At 29.6% G+C, this 16,326-nt stretch carries 18 protein-coding genes; 4 read left to right on the forward strand and 14 right to left on the reverse strand.

Annotation, left to right across the window (positions count from 1 at the left end; translation table 11 throughout):
- Position 1: 1 nt before the first annotated feature.
- Positions 2–730 (forward strand): CDP-diacylglycerol--serine O-phosphatidyltransferase, encoded by a 729-nt coding sequence (gene pssA, locus ELQ09_RS02085; protein WP_002859122.1) that lies wholly within the window; start codon positions 2–4, stop codon positions 728–730.
- On the opposite strand, the gene ELQ09_RS02090 is transcribed toward pssA, so the two are convergent.
- Entirely contained in the window at positions 721–1,518 is a 798-nt protein-coding gene (locus ELQ09_RS02090) for a ferritin-like domain-containing protein (protein WP_070317072.1), read from the reverse strand. The two genes, pssA and ELQ09_RS02090, sit on opposite strands and share 10 nt — an antisense overlap.
- Positions 1,519–1,607: 89 nt before the next feature.
- Here ELQ09_RS02090 and ELQ09_RS02095 point away from each other — a divergent pair, with 89 nt between their 5' ends.
- From ELQ09_RS02095 to cetZ, 3 genes are all read left to right on the forward strand, one after another.
- Complete coding sequence (locus ELQ09_RS02095; RefSeq protein WP_070317073.1) at positions 1,608–1,967, forward strand: methionine-R-sulfoxide reductase; 360 nt, start codon at positions 1,608–1,610, stop codon at positions 1,965–1,967.
- A gap of 14 nt (positions 1,968–1,981) precedes the next feature.
- A complete protein-coding gene (locus tag ELQ09_RS02100) occupies positions 1,982–2,608 on the forward strand; it encodes a MarC family protein (RefSeq protein WP_079862154.1) in 627 nt (208 codons plus the stop codon).
- Between the two features lie 80 nt (positions 2,609–2,688).
- The gene (gene cetZ / locus ELQ09_RS02105) at positions 2,689–3,978 is read left to right on the forward strand and encodes an energy taxis response protein CetZ (RefSeq protein ID WP_070317075.1); all 1,290 of its coding nucleotides are present in this window, start codon (positions 2,689–2,691) and stop codon (positions 3,976–3,978) included.
- A gap of 22 nt (positions 3,979–4,000) precedes the next feature.
- On the opposite strand, the gene aat is transcribed toward cetZ, so the two are convergent.
- Genes aat through sstT form a run of 13 tightly spaced genes read right to left on the reverse strand, consistent with a single transcriptional unit; the run spans position 4,001 to position 16,249 of the window.
- Positions 4,001–4,648: a leucyl/phenylalanyl-tRNA--protein transferase gene (gene aat, locus ELQ09_RS02110; protein ID WP_002932715.1), complete on the reverse strand. Its 648-nt coding sequence runs from the start codon at positions 4,646–4,648 to the stop codon at positions 4,001–4,003.
- On the reverse strand, positions 4,623–6,752 hold the full coding sequence (locus tag ELQ09_RS02115) for an AAA family ATPase (RefSeq protein ID WP_134263739.1): 2,130 nt from the start codon (positions 6,750–6,752) through the stop codon (positions 4,623–4,625). Before ELQ09_RS02115 ends, aat begins: the two co-directional genes overlap by 26 nt.
- On the reverse strand, positions 6,749–7,039 hold the full coding sequence (locus ELQ09_RS02120) for an ATP-dependent Clp protease adaptor ClpS (RefSeq protein ID WP_002856038.1): 291 nt from the start codon (positions 7,037–7,039) through the stop codon (positions 6,749–6,751). The genes ELQ09_RS02115 and ELQ09_RS02120 overlap by 4 nt, the downstream gene beginning before the upstream one ends.
- The gene (locus tag ELQ09_RS02125) at positions 7,039–7,641 is read right to left on the reverse strand and encodes a TlpA disulfide reductase family protein (protein ID WP_088303569.1); all 603 of its coding nucleotides are present in this window, start codon (positions 7,639–7,641) and stop codon (positions 7,039–7,041) included. Before ELQ09_RS02125 ends, ELQ09_RS02120 begins: the two co-directional genes overlap by 1 nt.
- Before the next feature lie 10 nt (positions 7,642–7,651).
- Positions 7,652–8,104 carry an SsrA-binding protein SmpB gene (gene smpB / locus ELQ09_RS02130; protein ID WP_002852861.1) on the reverse strand — a complete coding sequence of 151 codons (453 nt, stop codon included), beginning with the start codon at positions 8,102–8,104 and terminating at the stop codon, positions 7,652–7,654.
- Positions 8,101–8,868 carry a 4-(cytidine 5'-diphospho)-2-C-methyl-D-erythritol kinase gene (locus tag ELQ09_RS02135; RefSeq protein WP_096702653.1) on the reverse strand — a complete coding sequence of 256 codons (768 nt, stop codon included), beginning with the start codon at positions 8,866–8,868 and terminating at the stop codon, positions 8,101–8,103. The genes smpB and ELQ09_RS02135 overlap by 4 nt, the downstream gene beginning before the upstream one ends.
- Positions 8,865–9,092, reverse strand: coding sequence for a carbon storage regulator CsrA (gene csrA, locus ELQ09_RS02140; protein ID WP_002852854.1), 228 nt, complete (start codon positions 9,090–9,092; stop codon positions 8,865–8,867). Before csrA ends, ELQ09_RS02135 begins: the two co-directional genes overlap by 4 nt.
- A complete protein-coding gene (gene truB / locus ELQ09_RS02145) occupies positions 9,086–9,904 on the reverse strand; it encodes a tRNA pseudouridine(55) synthase TruB (protein ID WP_002884967.1) in 819 nt (272 codons plus the stop codon). Before truB ends, csrA begins: the two co-directional genes overlap by 7 nt.
- Complete coding sequence (locus tag ELQ09_RS02150; protein ID WP_088303565.1) at positions 9,901–11,976, reverse strand: 3'-5' exonuclease; 2,076 nt, start codon at positions 11,974–11,976, stop codon at positions 9,901–9,903. The genes truB and ELQ09_RS02150 overlap by 4 nt, the downstream gene beginning before the upstream one ends.
- Complete coding sequence (locus ELQ09_RS02155; RefSeq protein WP_088303564.1) at positions 11,973–12,410, reverse strand: hypothetical protein; 438 nt, start codon at positions 12,408–12,410, stop codon at positions 11,973–11,975. The genes ELQ09_RS02150 and ELQ09_RS02155 overlap by 4 nt, the downstream gene beginning before the upstream one ends.
- Entirely contained in the window at positions 12,404–14,125 is a 1,722-nt protein-coding gene (locus ELQ09_RS02160; protein ID WP_134263740.1) for a M3 family oligoendopeptidase, read from the reverse strand. The genes ELQ09_RS02155 and ELQ09_RS02160 overlap by 7 nt, the downstream gene beginning before the upstream one ends.
- A 3-nt stretch (positions 14,126–14,128) precedes the next feature.
- Positions 14,129–15,016 carry an aspartate carbamoyltransferase catalytic subunit gene (locus tag ELQ09_RS02165; protein WP_057042803.1) on the reverse strand — a complete coding sequence of 296 codons (888 nt, stop codon included), beginning with the start codon at positions 15,014–15,016 and terminating at the stop codon, positions 14,129–14,131.
- 9 nt (positions 15,017–15,025) lie between these two features.
- On the reverse strand, positions 15,026–16,249 hold the full coding sequence (gene sstT / locus ELQ09_RS02170) for a serine/threonine transporter SstT (protein WP_070300964.1): 1,224 nt from the start codon (positions 16,247–16,249) through the stop codon (positions 15,026–15,028).
- Positions 16,250–16,326 lie beyond the last annotated feature (77 nt).

Consider the following 16,326-nt stretch of genomic DNA (forward strand, 5'->3'; position numbering starts at 1 on the left):
AATGAATAACAGACCGCAACTAATTTATATTTTACCCAATCTTTTTACAGCTGCTTCAGCTTTTTTAGGGGTTATTTCTATTATAGCTTCAATACATGGAAATTATTATACAGCTTTGATTTATATTATTTTATCTTTGATTTGCGATGGGCTTGATGGCCGTGTTGCAAGACTTACAAATTCTACTTCAAAATTTGGAGTAGAATTTGATTCTTTAGCTGATCTAGTAGCTTTTGGAGTTGCTCCAGCGGTTCTTTTTTATATGGCTATAGGTTATGATTTTGGAAAGCTTGGATCTTTGATTACGGCTTTTTTTGTGGTTTTTGGAGCTATTCGTTTGGCGAGATTTAATGTTACCACAGGCACTTATGAACCTTCTGTTTTTATAGGTCTTCCTATACCTACTGCAGCAGTTGTGAGTGCTATATGGACTTATGCGTTTATTAGTTATGATTTTTTAAAGCCTTATGGTGTAGTTTTTTTGGTGCTTCAAGCAATTTTAGGGCTTTTAATGGTAAGCAATATACGCTATCCTAGCTTTAAAAAGCTTGATTTTAATCGTTCTAGTGTTTTAAAAGTTTTGATTATTTTAATTATAATATTTTCATTTTTATATCTTTATCCTCTTGAAAGTTTAGTAATTTTAGCAAGCTTGTATGTGCTTTATGGAATTATTCGGGTTTTATATACAATTATTGTTTCAAAATTTAAGATAAGAAATCAAGAGTAAAATTTTTCAATGACTTCGCATTCTTCTTGAGTGAAGCCAGCTTTGATTCTTGCTTGAATGTTAAGTTTTTTTCCTGCAAGAGAGAATTGTTTAAACGTTTTACAAAGCTCGATAAAATCATACTTTTTTTGATTTGCAAATTTCCACCAAGTATCTCCTTTTTTAACGTGTTTTATTTCATCATTAAGTATAATTTCAAGATATTCCATTAAAAGATTTTTAATGGAATGATTGGAACTTTGAAGTTTTTGAACAACAAAGGGGTTGGCATCAAGCCCTTTAGCTTCTAAACCTCTATGAACTATTCCCATTCTAAAGCTTAAAGAGTCTTTTGTAGCTTCTAGAGCAGATTCTAAATTATCATGCACTGGAAAATCTCCATATTTGTAACCAAGTTCTTCAAGTGCTGAATTTAAAAGTTTGAAATGTTTAATTTCCTCATCTGCCACCTCCAGCCAATCGTAATAAAATTGCAAAGGTAGATTTTTAAAGCGATAACTCGCATCTAAAGCCAGGTTAATTGCATTAAATTCTATATGAGCGACTGAATGAATTATTTTAGCAAGCGCATGAGTTGAATTGAGAAATTTAGGCCTTCTTATACGCGTAGGATGAAGCAAGGTAATTTGTTGCGATGTATTTTTTTTGAAAATGCTTTGATGCTCGTGATTAAAAATAAATTTGTGGCTTTTAAAGTCTTCATAAAAATTTTGAAAAGAGTGAAATTTTATAGTTATATTTTTTTCATATAAAATATCTTGAAGTTCTTGAAAAAATTCTTTTTGCATTTAAAACTTTCTTGAAAATTATAAAAATTTATCATTTAAAATTGAAATTTTAATTATATAATATAAAAATTATTTTACAAGGGCAGATCATGAAAGAATTAAATGAAGAAGAAAAAAAAGTAATTTTAAATAAAGGAACAGAAGCTCCTTTTAGTGGGAAATATAATGATTTTTATGAAAAAGGAATCTATCAATGCAAACAATGTGGAGCTTCGCTTTATAAATCCGAAGATAAATTTAAATCAGGTTGCGGATGGCCTAGCTTTGATGATGAAATAAGAGGGGCTATTAAAAGAATTCCTGATAAAGATGGGATTAGAACCGAGATTGTATGTGCAAACTGCAATGGACATTTAGGTCATGTTTTTGAAGGAGAAGGATTTTCTGCTAAAAATGTAAGACATTGTGTAAATTCTATTTCTTTGGAATTTGTAAAAGCTAAGGATTGATAGTGTTTTCTAGTATGGGTTCTGAGCTTTATTTGATGTTCTTTGCTGCAATTACTTTACTTGCCATATTAAATCCTTTTGGTAATTTAACTCAATTTTTGGCTATGAGTGATGGATTGCCTTTAATGCTTCGAAAAAAACTTTTTAGAACTATTCTCTATACAGCTTTTACTATAGTTTTGGTATTTTTACTATCAGGACCTTTATTTATGAACTATATTTTTAGAGTTTCATTAGATGATTTAAGGGTTTCTGGTGGCTTAGTCCTTATTATAATGGCTATTAAAAATTTACTTTTTTCAACAAAAATTGCAACTAAGGATTTTAGTTCTTATCAGGATATGGATGATAAGGAAATTTTAAGACAGAGTTTAATACCTATGGCATTTCCTATGCTTGTTGGGCCTGGAACTTTAGCTAGTATTATCGTTATAGCCGAAGATGGTGGGCTTGATGTTGCTCTTGGCGGAGTAATGATAGCTTTTATTTTTATGTTTATACTTTTTCATTTTGCAGCTACTATAGAAAAAATAGTTGGAAAATTGATTTTACATGTTTTTTCTCGTATAGCACAAGTATTTATTGCTGCTATGGGGTTTAAGATGATTATTGTAGGTTTAAAAGATATATTTAACTTATAAATTAATATAATTTTAAGTAAATAATACTATATAAATATGATATAATTTTAAAATAATTTATTATTAAAAAGGTGAGTTTTATGTTTGGTGCTAAGAAAAACAATACTGAAATAATTGAACAACTTGAAAAAAAGTGTAATGGTTTAGGAGATATTTTAAGATCTATTGGGAATACCATGGCGGTAATTGAATTTACCACCGATGGCGTTATTTTAGAGGCAAATCAAAATTTTTTAACAACTATGAAATACTCCCTTTCAGAGATCAAGGGCAAGCATCATAGTATGTTTTGTTTGTCTGAAGTTGTTAATTCTTCAGCATATAGTGATTTTTGGAAAGATTTAAGAGATGGAAAAGCTAGAAGTGGTCTTTTTAGACGTATAGCTAAGGGAGGGATAGATGTTTATTTAGAAGCAAATTATCTTCCAATTAGTGATAATAATGGTCATGTTTATAAAATTATTAAATTTGCCAATGATATAACTCAAAGACATTATGAAATGCTTGATCTTAGAAATACTATTGCTGCTGCTAATCGTTCTATGGCTATTATTGAATTTAAACCTGATGGGACTATTATTACGGCTAATGAAAATTTTTTAAGAACTATGGATTTTAATATTGATGAGATTAAAGGAAAGCATCATAGTATGTTCTGTGATTCTAATTATAGACACTCTAAGGACTATGTTCAATTTTGGGAAGATTTAAGAGAGGGTAAATTTCAATCAGGTAAATATATAAGATACGGAAGAAATAATAAAAAAGTATACCTTGAAGCAAGTTATAATCCGGTTAAAAATGATGATGGAAAAATTTACAAGGTTATTAAATTTGCTACAGATATAAGCGAACAAGTTAAAAAAGATCAAGAAAAACTTCGCCTCATAAGCGAACTTGCAGAAAAAAATGATAATCTTACTCAAGATGGAGATCGTGTAATTGAAAACACTGTTTCAAATGTTCAGAATATTGCTGATATGATGTCTCAAAGTTCAAATCTTGTTTCCTCATTAAATCAACAATCAGATGAAATTAAATCTATTATTCAGACTATTAGTGATATTGCTGATCAGACTAATCTGCTTGCTTTAAATGCTGCTATTGAGGCAGCACGTGCTGGTGAACATGGTAGAGGTTTTGCTGTTGTTGCTGATGAAGTAAGAAATTTAGCTGAAAGAACAGGGCATTCAGTTAATGAAATTACCACTACGATTAATTCTATTCGTAATGTTACATCACAAGTGGTTGAGAGTATTAAAAGCGGTTTAGAGGATGTTAATCAGAGTGTTGAACTTGCAAAAGAAGCAAGAGAATGTATGGAGAAAATTCGTGAAAGCTCTGCTGAAGTTGCTAAAGCAATGTCATAAGCGTGATTTTCACGCTTATTTTTTAAGTCATTAAATCTTTAAAATTTTTAAAACCACTTTCTTGATTGCATTTTTCTTTTAAAATATTTAAAAATTCTTTCCTAGAAATATTATGAGCACCCATGAATTCTAAATGTTGGTTATAAACTTGACAATCTATGATAAAATCATAAGGTTTTAATAAATCACAAAGTTTAATCATGGCAACTTTAGATGCATTTTTTTTAATGCTTACCATACTTTCACCAAAGAAAACCTTTCCTAAAATTAAACCATAAATTCCACCTATAAGTTCATTATTTTCATAAAGTTCAAGGCTATGCGCATAGCCTTGGGTAAATAACTTATAATAAGTGGTAATAAATTCATCATCTATCCAGCTTTGAGAGCGTGTATCGCGACATAATGTAATTAATTTTAAAAAATCATAATCAAGTTTAATTTGATAGAGATTAATAAATTTTTTCATATTTTTTTGGATGTGAATTTGATTTGGAATTAAAATGCATCTAGGATCTGGACACCACCAAGTTACAGGTTTACTTGTCCATGGGAATAGACCAAAAGTATAAGCTTTTACAATAAAATCAGCTTCTAAATTTTGACTTAAAAATACAGGAGCATTTTTAGGTGCATTGAGTAATTTAGAATATAAATTCGAGCTTTCCATTTTTACCAAGTTTGATTTTAGCTATACCGCCTTTTTTAAGCCTTCCGAATAAAATTTCATCACTGATTTTTTCTCCTATCTCCTCAGAAATTATGCGTTTTAAAAGCCTTACTCCAAATTCTTTATTATAGGCTTTTTTAGCTAAATAAATTTTAGCTTTATCATCCGCTGATAATTTTATATTATTTAAATTTTTAGAAATTTCATCAAGTTCTTTTTCGATAATTTTAACAAGTATAGCATCGTTTAAATCATTAAAATGTAAAATTTTATCAATGCGATTAATAAATTCTGGAGCAAAAAAGTCTTTGATAGCACGATTACTTTTTTCTTCATTTTTACTTAAAAAACCAAGCTCATTGCTTTCTTTAAGTCCTAGATTAGATGTCATAATAATGATTGTATTTTTAAAATCTACTTTAAGACCGCTATTGTCGGTGAGCTCGGCATTGTCAAAAATTTGTAAAAAGGTATTGCTTAAATCAGGATGAGCCTTTTCTATTTCGTCAAAAAGAACAAGACTGAAAGGATTTTTGCGAATAGCATTGCTTAAAAGTCCACCCTCTTCAAAACCTATATATCCAGCTGGAGATCCTATTAGTTTACTTATAGCATGTTTTTCTGCATATTCACTCATATCAAAGCGTTCTAAATTTAAACCTAAAAATTCAGCTAAAGCTTTGCAAAGTTCTGTTTTTCCAACTCCACTTGATCCAGTAAACAAAAACACTCCGCGTGGTGTATTGGAATTTTTAAATCCTGCGAAACTTTGCTTAAGTGATGAAACAAGGCTATCTATAACTTCATCTTGGCCAAAAATTTTTGCTTTTAAACTTGTTTTTAAATTCATTAAAGCTTTATTTTGATCGAATTCAAACATTTTGTGATGGTGGGTCATTTTTGCTAAAACATTTTCTAAATCTTTTAAATTGGCATTTTTTCTAGCTTTTGGATTTAAAGCAAAAGAAGCACCAAGTTCATCGATCAGATCTATAGCACAATCAGGTAAAAATTTATCATTAAAAAATTTTTTACCCCAAATTACAGCATATTGAAGAATTTCATCGTTTAATTTTATATGATGAAATTCTTCATATTTGTTTTTTAATCCTTTCAGAATTTGCAAGCTTTCTTCTTGGCTTGGTTCATCTACATTTATTTTAGCAAAACGGCGACTTAGGGGTTTATTTTTATCAAAAGTATTTTTATATTCCATAAAAGTTGTTGCACCTATGCATTTTAAAGTTCCATTGCTTAAAGCTGGTTTTAAAAGATTGGAAAAATCAGTATGAGATTCTCCTGTGCCTCCAGCTCCTACTATAGTGTGAATTTCATCAATAAATAAAATAGCATTCGGTATTTTCTCAAGTTCATTTAAAATTTCTTTAATTCGTTTCTCAAAATCTCCACGGTATTTTGTTCCCGCAAGTATACTAGCCATATCAAGACTAAAAATTTTTGCATTTTGTAAGTTTTTAGGCACCTTTTTTTCCGCAATAGCCAATGCTAATCCTTCTACAATGGCCGTTTTGCCAACTCCTGCTTCTCCTACTAAAATAGGATTATTTTTCTTGCGACGTGAAAGAATTTGCATCATTCTTTCAAGTTCAAATTTTCTTCCTATTAAAGGATCAATCTTGCCATTTTGAGCTAAAAGTGTTAAATCACTTGTGTGGTTGCTTAAATTTTGTATATTTTCATGATTTTGAAGTTCTTGAATTTTGTTAAGATTTATGTTGTGTTTTTTTAAGAGATAGCTAGAATAACTTCTTGAATCCTGTATGAGCTTTTCTAAAAAATCTATAATTTTAATTTCATTATTTTTATTTTTAGATGAAAGTAAGATTTCATCTAAAACAACAGATATTGTAGGTTCTATTTCTTGTTTAATAACTTGATTGTTTTGAGAAATGTAATTTTTTAATTCGGTTTCTAGAAGCTCAAGATCTCCATCTGAAAATTCTTCAAATATATCCTTAAAATCAGTGCTTAGTTTTAGTAATGCAAACAGTACATGCTCACAGGTAACAAATTCATGATGGTTTATTAAGCTTAGATTTTTGGCATTATCAAGATATTTTTGTAAATTTTCTTGGTATTTCATTCTTCTTCTACCTTTGCTTGTAGTGGAAAATTAGCAAGTTTAGCCGCATCTATAACTTTTTTTTGTTTTGAAAGAGCTATTTCTTGAGTGTAAATGCCACAAATTCCAGAACCATTGTGATGAATTTCTAACATTGTTTGACTTGCTTTTTCAAGGTTTTGATGAAAAATATTCATCAAAATTTCTATGACAAAATCCATGGTTGTTACATCATCATTTAAGAGTATAACTTTATACATTTTTGGTTCACTAAGTTTTGTCTGCTCTAGAGTTTGGGTTTTTGGCATTATTTTCCTTTGTAGATTTTATTTAAATCTTCTTGCATGAGTTCTGTTGGAATTTTGCCAAGATAAAAATTTGTTGGAGCATTATTATTCCAGTAATCGCTTATTTTTTGATAAATTCCATTTTTTAAAACAACTTTAAAAGGAAGTTGCTCCATATTTTGATAGTCTATATCTTTTAAAATTTGAGCAATAATACGATCATTAGAACTGTCATTGCTTAGAAAATAGTAAGCACCATAATCATCCGCGAATTTTTTAACTGTTTCATCGCTAACATCTTCAAAATGTGTAAGTCCTATAATGATAAATTTGCTAGAATTATTTTTCCAAAGTTTGCTAAGATCTAAAGCTTCTTCTTTGCATGGGGTGCAAAAAGTGCCAAAAAAATCAAACATTAGAACTTTTCCTTCCTCTCCTTCTACCACAAAACCTTTATCTGTTCTTATTAAAGTTTTGCTTCCACCATTTACACTATTTAATACTATTTTATCTCCTTTGTGATACTCTTCAAACATAAAATCATTTTGAATTTCCTCTTCTTTGGAGCAAGCATTAAGAAAAAATGCTAAACTTATTAAAAATAGGGTTAAAATTTTTTTCATTTAATTTCCTTTATTTATAATTTTTCATAGCAGCTCTAGCTTCTAAATCGGCTTGCTTTTTCTTTAAAGTTTCACGCTTGTCGTGCAAATTTTTCCCTTTAGCTAAAGCAAGAGTGGCTTTTACTTTATTTTTTGTGTTAAAATAAAGATCTAATGCAACGATAGTATATCCTTCTATACTTACTTTACCTAATAATTTATCAATTTGCTTTCTATGCATTAAAAGCTTTCTAGCACCTCTTTCTTCGTGTTTATAGAAAGAATGTGTAGTGTGAAGCAATGAAATATGAGAATTAAGTAAAAAAATCTCATTTTTTATAATGCGAACAAAAGAGTCTTTAAGATTTGCTCTTCCTGCCCTTAAGGCTACAACTTCACTTCCCTTAAGGACAATTCCGGCTTCAAAGCGTTCTATGATGCTATAATCAAATAAAGCTTTTTTATTTCTCGCAATAATTTTCATCGATCAACCTTAAAAACACTACTACCGCTACCGCTTAGAAAAAAATCTTCTTGTAAGTAAAACTTCATTTTAGGATATAAAGTTGCACAAGGAGTAAATAAATCATTTAATTCTTTGTTTTTAAAGTTTTGTAACAACTCTTTTGTGCTGAGTTTTTTGTAGATTTGCGCTTGATTATTGTTTTTTTGAAAGTCAAATATTTTTCTATCAAATTCATCATAAACAGCTTTAGTTTGGCAAGATATTTGTGGAAAAGTCCATTTTAAATTAGGTATGTCATCTTCAAATTCTTTTATAATTTCACCACAGCCACTTACATTAGCAGAGTGAAAGCCACTTAAAAAAAAGGCAATATCACTTCCTAGTTGCATGCTTAAATTTATAAGTTCTTGCAGGTTTAATTTTAAATTTAGGGTTTCATTCATTAGCAGTAAAAAACTCGCACAATCGCTACTTCCACCGCCAAGTCCAGCACATACTGGGATATTTTTTGTGAGTTTTAGGCTTTTTTTGCTAAATAATTCTTTTAATTCGTTATTATATCTTTTAGAAAGTAGCAAATAAGCCTTTTGAATAATATTATTTTCGCATTTAAAATTACTAATGATTTCAAATTCTTTTTTAGAATCTGATTCTTTATCAATAAGCTCAAGCTCATCAAAAAGATCTTTTAAAAGTATAAATCGTGATTCTAAAAGATGATATTTTCTTGAGTCAAAACCGGTAAGTTTTAAAAAAATATTTGCTTTAGCGTAAGCTTTCATTTGATTAGTTTTTTGCTTAAGTCATCAAGTTTAATATCATTCTGAACAACAGAATGCAAATTTTCATCCTTTACTTGTTGAACAAGTTCTTTTCTAAGTATCATAAGGGATTTTGGAGCTTCTATACCTATTTTGGCATATCCTTTCCCTGTTTGAACGACTTTGATTTCTATACCTTCTCCGATAATTATACTTTCATTTTCTTTTCTTGATAATATTAACATTTTTCAACCTTATTTAGAAGATATTTTACTGTATTTTCTTTAATATTAATTATGCTAAAATATTTTTCTGTTTCAATATAATAATCTCCTTCATCATGAAATTCTAATTCTTCGACAAAAATTTTAGCACCATTTTCGAGTTTATTTAAATCCTTGATAAAATTTGGCTTTAGGTTAATGTATTTTAACACATTTAAGCTTTTCTCATTATTATAAACAAATTTGCCTTCTTTAATGCGCTCTAAAGAGCTTAAAGTCGCATTAATACCTAGTTTTCTAGCAAAAAGTTCACAATAAGATCTTATATAAGCACCTTCACTGACTGTGATTTCGATATTTAAAAAAGGATGATTATAGCTTAAAATCTTGCAATCAAATACTTCCATTTGGCAAGGTTTTAAATTTGCTTCTATACCTTTTTTTGCAAGTTCATAGGCGCGAGTTCCATTGATTCTTTTGGCACTAAATTGCGGTGGTGTATAGGAGATAATTCCTTGCATTTGATCAATGATTTGTTGTAAATTTGCAAGATCAAATTCTTTTATATTTTTAATTTCTTTTATATTTTGATCATCAAGACTTAAGGAGTAAACTCCAAGCCATAAAGTAGCTTTATAGGTTTTTGGAGTTTTTTTTAAAAAACGGAAAAGTTTTGTGTATTGTCCAAATGCAACGATTAAAACCCCTTTGGCGAAAGGATCAAGAGTGCCAGAATATCCTGCTTTTTTATTTTTATATTTTTTCTTTAAAGTACTTAAAAAGGCATTAGAACTCAAACCCCTTGGTTTAAAGGCTGCAAAGATCTTGTTCATACTGCTTTTTCCACAAAGCTTGCCATGATTACACGTATTATACCACCAAAATTAATATTAAGCTTTTCCTCTTTTCCGCTTTTATTAACTTCAACAACCCTGCCAATGCCAAAAATTTTATGTTTAACTAGATCTCCTTTGCAAAAACTAGTTTTTTGTATATTTTGATTTTTTGATTTTTCATTGATTAATTTACTTTCTTCTAAGAAGCGGCTAGGATTGATGCTTGCTCTTGAACCATGATAAAAACGAGAATTTGCAACACTTATTGTGAGAAATTTCTTGGCGCGAGTGATGGCAACATAAGCAAGACGGCGTTCTTCTTCGAGATTTTCTTCGCTATTTAAAGGAAAAAATCCTTCATCAAAGCCTATTATAAAAACATAATCAAATTCCAAACCTTTGCTAGCATGAATACTCATCAAGCAAACACATTCTTCATCTAAATTATCTTGATCACTTAATAAAGAAATTTCACTAAGTAGATCTTCTAAAGAAGCTTCGGGATCTTCTTTGAGTTTTTCTCTTAGATTAGCATAAAACTCATCAAGATTTCTGATTCTTTCATCTCCATCATCTTGCTCTGAAAAATAATCTTTGATTTTAAATAATTCTTCCATATTGTCAAAAACTTTTTTTGCATTATCGTAGCTTTTTAGAGTGTGAATATTTTGTATAAAAATATTTGCTTCATTTTGCGCTTTTTTTGTTGTTAAAATTCCTATACCGCCATCGCTTTCACATAAGGCATCAAAAAGTGAAATTTGACGTTTTTTTGCATATTCTTCTAAATTTTTTAAGGCTTTTTCCCCTATGGATCTTTTAGGGCGATTAATAATACGCCTAAATGACAAATCATCATTTGGATTTAAGATAAGTCTAAGATACGAGATTAAATCTTTTATTTCTAATCTCTCATAAAAACGCATACCGCTAAGCAGTTTATAAGAAATTTTTTCCTTCATAAATGCTTCTTCTATTGCTCTTGATAGTGCATTAACTCGAAATAAAACGGCGATCTCTTTAGCTTCTACTCCAGAATTTAGCAATTTTTTCACTTCTTGAGCGATATATAAACCTTCATGTTTTTCGTTTTCGTTTTTTAATATTTTAATATTTTCCCCAGTATCTTTAGTGCAGATTAAAGTTTTTCCAAGTCGTTGCTCATTGTGAGATATGAGATTATTTGCTGCTTGTAAAATAGTCCCTACTGAACGATAGTTTTGTTCAAGTTTTATAAGTTTAACATTTTTAAAATCGTTTTGAAAATTTAAAATATTTTCAATTTTTGCTCCACGCCAACTATAAATACTTTGATCATCATCACCAACAACTGTGATATTTTCATGCATACAACATAGATTTTTTAGAATTTTATATTGCAAGGTATTAGTATCTTGATACTCATCAACTGTAATGTAATTATAAAGTAAGCTTTGTTCTTTGGCAAAATTTATATCATTTTCTAAAATGAGATTGCTTAGCAATAAAAGATCATCAAAATCTACAAAATTTTGCTTTAATAAGTATTCTTCATAAGCACGGTAATAGTTGGCAAATTTGTATTCATTTTGATATTTTTCAAAATTATGTTCTTTTAGTAAATTTAAATCTTCAAAGACATTGCTTACTCTTTTGCCTTCATTTTTGCAATAAGATATGTATTTGATAATATCATAGACATTATCTTTGTTTTTATCATGGATTAAGTCTTTAATTATTTTTTTTGTATCATCTGTATCGATAACAATAAAACTATTTTTACGCTCCAATCTTTCAAAATGGAGTTTTAAAAATAAAAGTCCAAATTTATGAAAGGTGCAAAGCAAAGGATTGTGATTGCCTTGTAGAAAATTTAACGCTCTATGACGCATAACACTAGCTGCTTTATTTGTAAAAGTAAGAGTAAGAGTGTTATGCGAGGGGATGCCTACTTCACCGATAAGATAAGCAAGACGAGTGGTGATAGTTTTGGTTTTTCCACTACCTGCACCCGCTAGGATAAGCATAGCTCCATCAATGTGGCTTACTGCCTGTTTTTGACTATCATTTAAATCTTCAAATAGATTCATTTTTTGAAAATATCTTTATTTTTTGGATTATTTAAAAATATATTTTTAGATTTTTGTAAATTTTTACTATCTTCGCGTTTATAAAGGCTAAAATTAACAAATAAAATGCTATTTTCTATTTGAATTTGCGTGATAGCTCCTAAATCAACCTTTACAAAACTATCAAAATCATCATTTCCAAAACCTGCGTGAAATTGAATGGAATCTTTATTTAGTTGTATGGATTCAAAGGTGTATCCTCCAAGAGCAAAAAGAGCATAAGGATTTTGTTTAACATCAAGCTCTTTGGGAAGTTCAGGGTTAAAATCTATGAAATTTGTATTTGCAACTATGGAAAATTCTATATTTTCTTCTATAAGGTGTGAAATAACTTCATAGCAATGCTTTTGCATGGTATGGATAAAATTTTCATTTTTTAAGATTGTTTCTAGCATGATTGTAACTCCATAAATTCATTGATGAGTTTTTGAATTTCTTTTATGCCTATTTCCCAAAAATTTTCATCTTCTATATCAAAGCCAAACATTCCTACTAGTTCTTTTGGACTCACGCTTCCACCTAAAGAAAGCATTTTGATATAAAGTTCTTTAAAATTTTCACATTTTTTACTTTTGTAAAGTCCATAAAGAGCTAAAACTAAAAGTTGCGCATAAGCATAAGCATAGCAGTAAAAAGGAGAATGGATAAAATGAGGAATATAACTCCACCAAGAAGCATAATTTTTTGTAAGTTTTACGCTGTCTTGAAACATCTTTTGAGATTCTTCCATCCAAATTTTATTGATTTCTTCGGTGCTAAGTTCATTTTCTTGAGCATGTAAGCGTCTTTCAAAACAAGTAAAATTAATTTGTCTATAAAAAGTTGCAAAAATATCTTCGATTTTATTTGCATATAAAGATAGGAGTTCTTCTTTTTTTAACTTATCTTTAATAAAATCAAATACGAGCATTTCAGCAAAAACTGAAGCTGTTTCTGCGGTGGTTAAAGGCGTGTTTTGATTTAAATAGCTTACATTATAAGAAAGTTTTTGATGGATAGTGTGTCCTAATTCATGTGCAAGTGTAAAAAGATCGCGTCTTTTATTGGTGTAGTTTAATAAAACAAAAGGATGTGCATCAGAAGTTGCAGAGTGCGAAAAAGCACCCCCTTGTTTATTTTCTTGCGGATAAACATCAATCCAACCTTGATCAAAAGCATTTTTTGCTATATCATAAAATTGTGGAGAAAAAGCTTGAAATGCCTCTAAAACAATATTTTTACTTGTTTTAAAATCAAAACTTGCTTCTTTTCCTATGGGTGCATATCTGTCATAGTCTTTAAGCTCATCGTAGCCTAAAATTTGTTTTTTTCTTTTGTAAAATTGCGATACTAAGTTAAAATGTTTTTGCGCACTTGCTATTAAAGAATCAACGCTTTTTTGCGAAATTTGATTGCTGATATGTCTTGAAATTTCAGCATTTTCATAACCTCTTAATAAACTTATGTTTTTTCTTTCTGTTTTTATCATATTGATAATAAAACTTAAAAGTCTGCTATTTTTTTGCAAAACTTTACTGAATTTTTTAGCAGATTTTTTGCGTATTTTTCTATCTTCATCATACATTTTGCTTAGAATTTCTTCTTCGCTAAGTTTTTTACCTTCAAAAGGGATTTTTAAAGCGCTCATACTTTCATCAAAAAGTCTACTAAAAGCATTTGCACCTGTATTTGAAAGATAGAGTATAATGCGTTCTTCGTTTTTGCTAAGATTATAGCGTTTGTTTTGCAATAAATTAGAAAGATAAAAATCATAATCTTTGCAAAAAGTTGTAAATTCTTGACTTTTTTCAGGAGCTAACTCACAAAATTCAAGCTCGAAAAAGAGTAAATTTTCTTCTATTTTTTTGCATTCTTCTTCGTATTGTGCATAAAAAGAACCATTTTGAGTGTTTTTAGCAAAAAGCAAATAAGCATAAGTCATGATTTTGCCAAGAGCTTGATTTAAATTTTCATAATCTTTTAAAGCTTGCAAAAACTCATTAGCATTTAATGTATAAAGTTTATTTTCATAGTTTTTTTTGAAATTTAAACTTTGTTGGATTTGATCTTGTGTAAAATTTTTCAACGCTTCTTTATCAAGAAATAAAGCACTTAAGTCCCATTCTAACATTTTTTATCCTTCATTTTCTAATATGAGTTTTTTAAGAACAGCCATTCTAATGGCCACTCCATTTTTAACTTGTTTTAAAACTAAAGTTCTTTCATCGCTCATCATTTCATCGCTTATGTCAATATTGCGATTTACAGGGCCTGGATGTAGTAAAATAAGCTTTTTATCTTTTACTAAGCTTTTTTGAATGCAAAAATCATTTGCATAGTCTTTAAGTGAAGCGTAAACGGTTTTATTATGTCTTTCTGTTTGTGTTCTAAGACTCATGATGATATCTGAATTTGCTATGATATTCTCATCAAGCTTATAATGTTTTTTAAGATGAGTATTAGGCATAAAATGTGGTGGAGCTACTAGGGTAATATCAAGATTAAATCTGCTTAAAAGTTCTATATTGGACGCTGCAACGCGGGAATTTTTGATATCACCTACGATGCAAATTTTCTTACCTTCGACATCGGCTTGAAAATGATTATAAATAGTGAATAAATCTAGCAAAGCTTGGGTAGGATGGGCGTGTTTTCCATCTCCTCCATTAACAACTGGACAATGCATATGCTTTGCTAATATCAAAGGAACTCCTGAGTTTGCGTGTCTTACAACAATAGCATTAGGACTCATGGCATCTAAATTAGCAGCAGTATCATAAAGAGTTTCTCCTTTGCTAGAGCTTGATCTTGAAACATCAAGGCGTAAAACCCTAGCACCCAATCTTCTTGCAGCGCTTTCAAAAGATGAAAGGGTGCGTGTAGAATTTTCAAAAAAAATTGTCGTGATACTTTTTCCTTTAAGAAAAGTTCTAGGTTTTTCATCTAAGAAATCACTTGCTTCTTTAAAAAGCTCCATAATTTCGACTTTATTAAAATCCTTTGTAGTGATGAGATGACGCATGTTTTTACCTTATTTGATATTGTAATTTAATTCATTTTTAGAACAAATTGCTGTAAAAAGAACATCTGTAGAACTATTTAAAGCAGTTTCAACACTATCTTGAATAACCCCTATAATAAAACCTATGGCAACTACCTTCATAGCAATATCATAGTCTATATTAAATAAAGAACAAGCCAAAGGTATAAGCAGTAAAGATCCGCCCGCAACTCCGCTAGCCCCACAAGCTGCAAAGGTAGCAATAATGCTTAATAAAAAGGCTTGCAAAAGACTGATTTCTATACCAACGGTATTGGCTGCAGTAAGACTTAAAATAGCTATAGTAACTGCCGCTCCTGCCATGTTGATAGTAGCTCCTAAAGGTATAGAAATGCCATAAAATTCTTTATCTATGCCAAGTTTGGCGCAAAGTGCCATATTTACAGGAATATTTGCTGCCGAACTTCTTGTAAAAAAAGCAAAAAATGCACTGTGCCTTAAGCAGATAAAAATTAAAGGAAAAGGATTTTTTCTTGTATAAAAAAAGACTATTAAAGCATTGATAACAAAAGTAACAAAAAGCATAGTAGTTACAAGTAAAATTAAGAGTTTTGCATAGCTTATCAAACCTTGCGCTCCTGTTTGTGCTACAGAATTAGCTACAAGTCCAAAAATTCCAAAAGGAGCAAGTTTTACTACAAATTTAACAATTTTCAAAACCCCTTCGTTAATATCTATAAAAACTTGTTTTGCTTCGTTAGAACAGTGTTTTAATGCTATACCTCCAGCTATTGCCCAGGTTAAAATTCCTAAATAATTTCCGCTTGAAAGAGCATTTATAGGATTATCGACAATTTTAAATAAAAGATCTTTAAAAATCTCACTCATGTGGGTTGGAGATGAGTTTGTAGCGGTTTGAATTCCATCTAAAACAAGCTTTACGGGGAAGAAAAAATTAGCAAGAACCGCACAAGCTGAAGCAAGAAAGGTGCCTACTATATACAAAATGATAATATTTTTGATCTTAGTACCACTTTGAGAAAAATCTTTAGTGCAAATTGAGATTAAAATTAAAATAAAAACAAGCATAGGAGCGATAGCTTTTAAGGCACTTGTAAAAAGTATTCCGAGTAAATTTGCAATTTCAGATATTTCTTTAGAACTAATGCCTATAAGTATTCCTAGTACTATACCTATGCAAATTTGAACTATGAGGTTGCCTTTAGCGTAGCCTTGAATGATTTTAGAAAACATAAAAACCTTTTAAATATTTTTTATATTAGAAGTTGATTTTAACTAACTTTTGCTTAATTTTAGAGAATTTTTAATTT

It is taken from the genome of Campylobacter sp. CH186, assembly GCF_004378925.1.
Taxonomy (GTDB): domain Bacteria; phylum Campylobacterota; class Campylobacteria; order Campylobacterales; family Campylobacteraceae; genus Campylobacter_D; species Campylobacter_D jejuni.

What these genes read in the sequence shown, in the direction of transcription:
- pssA (WP_002859122.1), top strand. Translation starts at nt 2, where the DNA reads ATGAATAACAGACCGCAACTAATTTATATTTTACCCAATCTTTTTACA.
- ELQ09_RS02090 (WP_070317072.1), bottom strand. Translation starts at nt 1,518, where the DNA reads ATGCAAAAAGAATTTTTTCAAGAACTTCAAGATATTTTATATGAAAAA.
- ELQ09_RS02095 (WP_070317073.1), top strand. Translation starts at nt 1,608, where the DNA reads ATGAAAGAATTAAATGAAGAAGAAAAAAAAGTAATTTTAAATAAAGGA.
- ELQ09_RS02100 (WP_079862154.1), top strand. Translation starts at nt 1,982, where the DNA reads ATGGGTTCTGAGCTTTATTTGATGTTCTTTGCTGCAATTACTTTACTT.
- cetZ (WP_070317075.1), top strand. Translation starts at nt 2,689, where the DNA reads ATGTTTGGTGCTAAGAAAAACAATACTGAAATAATTGAACAACTTGAA.
- aat (WP_002932715.1), bottom strand. Translation starts at nt 4,648, where the DNA reads ATGGAAAGCTCGAATTTATATTCTAAATTACTCAATGCACCTAAAAAT.
- ELQ09_RS02115 (WP_134263739.1), bottom strand. Translation starts at nt 6,752, where the DNA reads ATGAAATACCAAGAAAATTTACAAAAATATCTTGATAATGCCAAAAAT.
- ELQ09_RS02120 (WP_002856038.1), bottom strand. Translation starts at nt 7,039, where the DNA reads ATGCCAAAAACCCAAACTCTAGAGCAGACAAAACTTAGTGAACCAAAA.
- ELQ09_RS02125 (WP_088303569.1), bottom strand. Translation starts at nt 7,641, where the DNA reads ATGAAAAAAATTTTAACCCTATTTTTAATAAGTTTAGCATTTTTTCTT.
- smpB (WP_002852861.1), bottom strand. Translation starts at nt 8,104, where the DNA reads ATGAAAATTATTGCGAGAAATAAAAAAGCTTTATTTGATTATAGCATC.
- ELQ09_RS02135 (WP_096702653.1), bottom strand. Translation starts at nt 8,868, where the DNA reads ATGAAAGCTTACGCTAAAGCAAATATTTTTTTAAAACTTACCGGTTTT.
- csrA (WP_002852854.1), bottom strand. Translation starts at nt 9,092, where the DNA reads ATGTTAATATTATCAAGAAAAGAAAATGAAAGTATAATTATCGGAGAA.
- truB (WP_002884967.1), bottom strand. Translation starts at nt 9,904, where the DNA reads ATGAACAAGATCTTTGCAGCCTTTAAACCAAGGGGTTTGAGTTCTAAT.
- ELQ09_RS02150 (WP_088303565.1), bottom strand. Translation starts at nt 11,976, where the DNA reads ATGAATCTATTTGAAGATTTAAATGATAGTCAAAAACAGGCAGTAAGC.
- ELQ09_RS02155 (WP_088303564.1), bottom strand. Translation starts at nt 12,410, where the DNA reads ATGCTAGAAACAATCTTAAAAAATGAAAATTTTATCCATACCATGCAA.
- ELQ09_RS02160 (WP_134263740.1), bottom strand. Translation starts at nt 14,125, where the DNA reads ATGTTAGAATGGGACTTAAGTGCTTTATTTCTTGATAAAGAAGCGTTG.
- ELQ09_RS02165 (WP_057042803.1), bottom strand. Translation starts at nt 15,016, where the DNA reads ATGCGTCATCTCATCACTACAAAGGATTTTAATAAAGTCGAAATTATG.
- sstT (WP_070300964.1), bottom strand. Translation starts at nt 16,249, where the DNA reads ATGTTTTCTAAAATCATTCAAGGCTACGCTAAAGGCAACCTCATAGTT.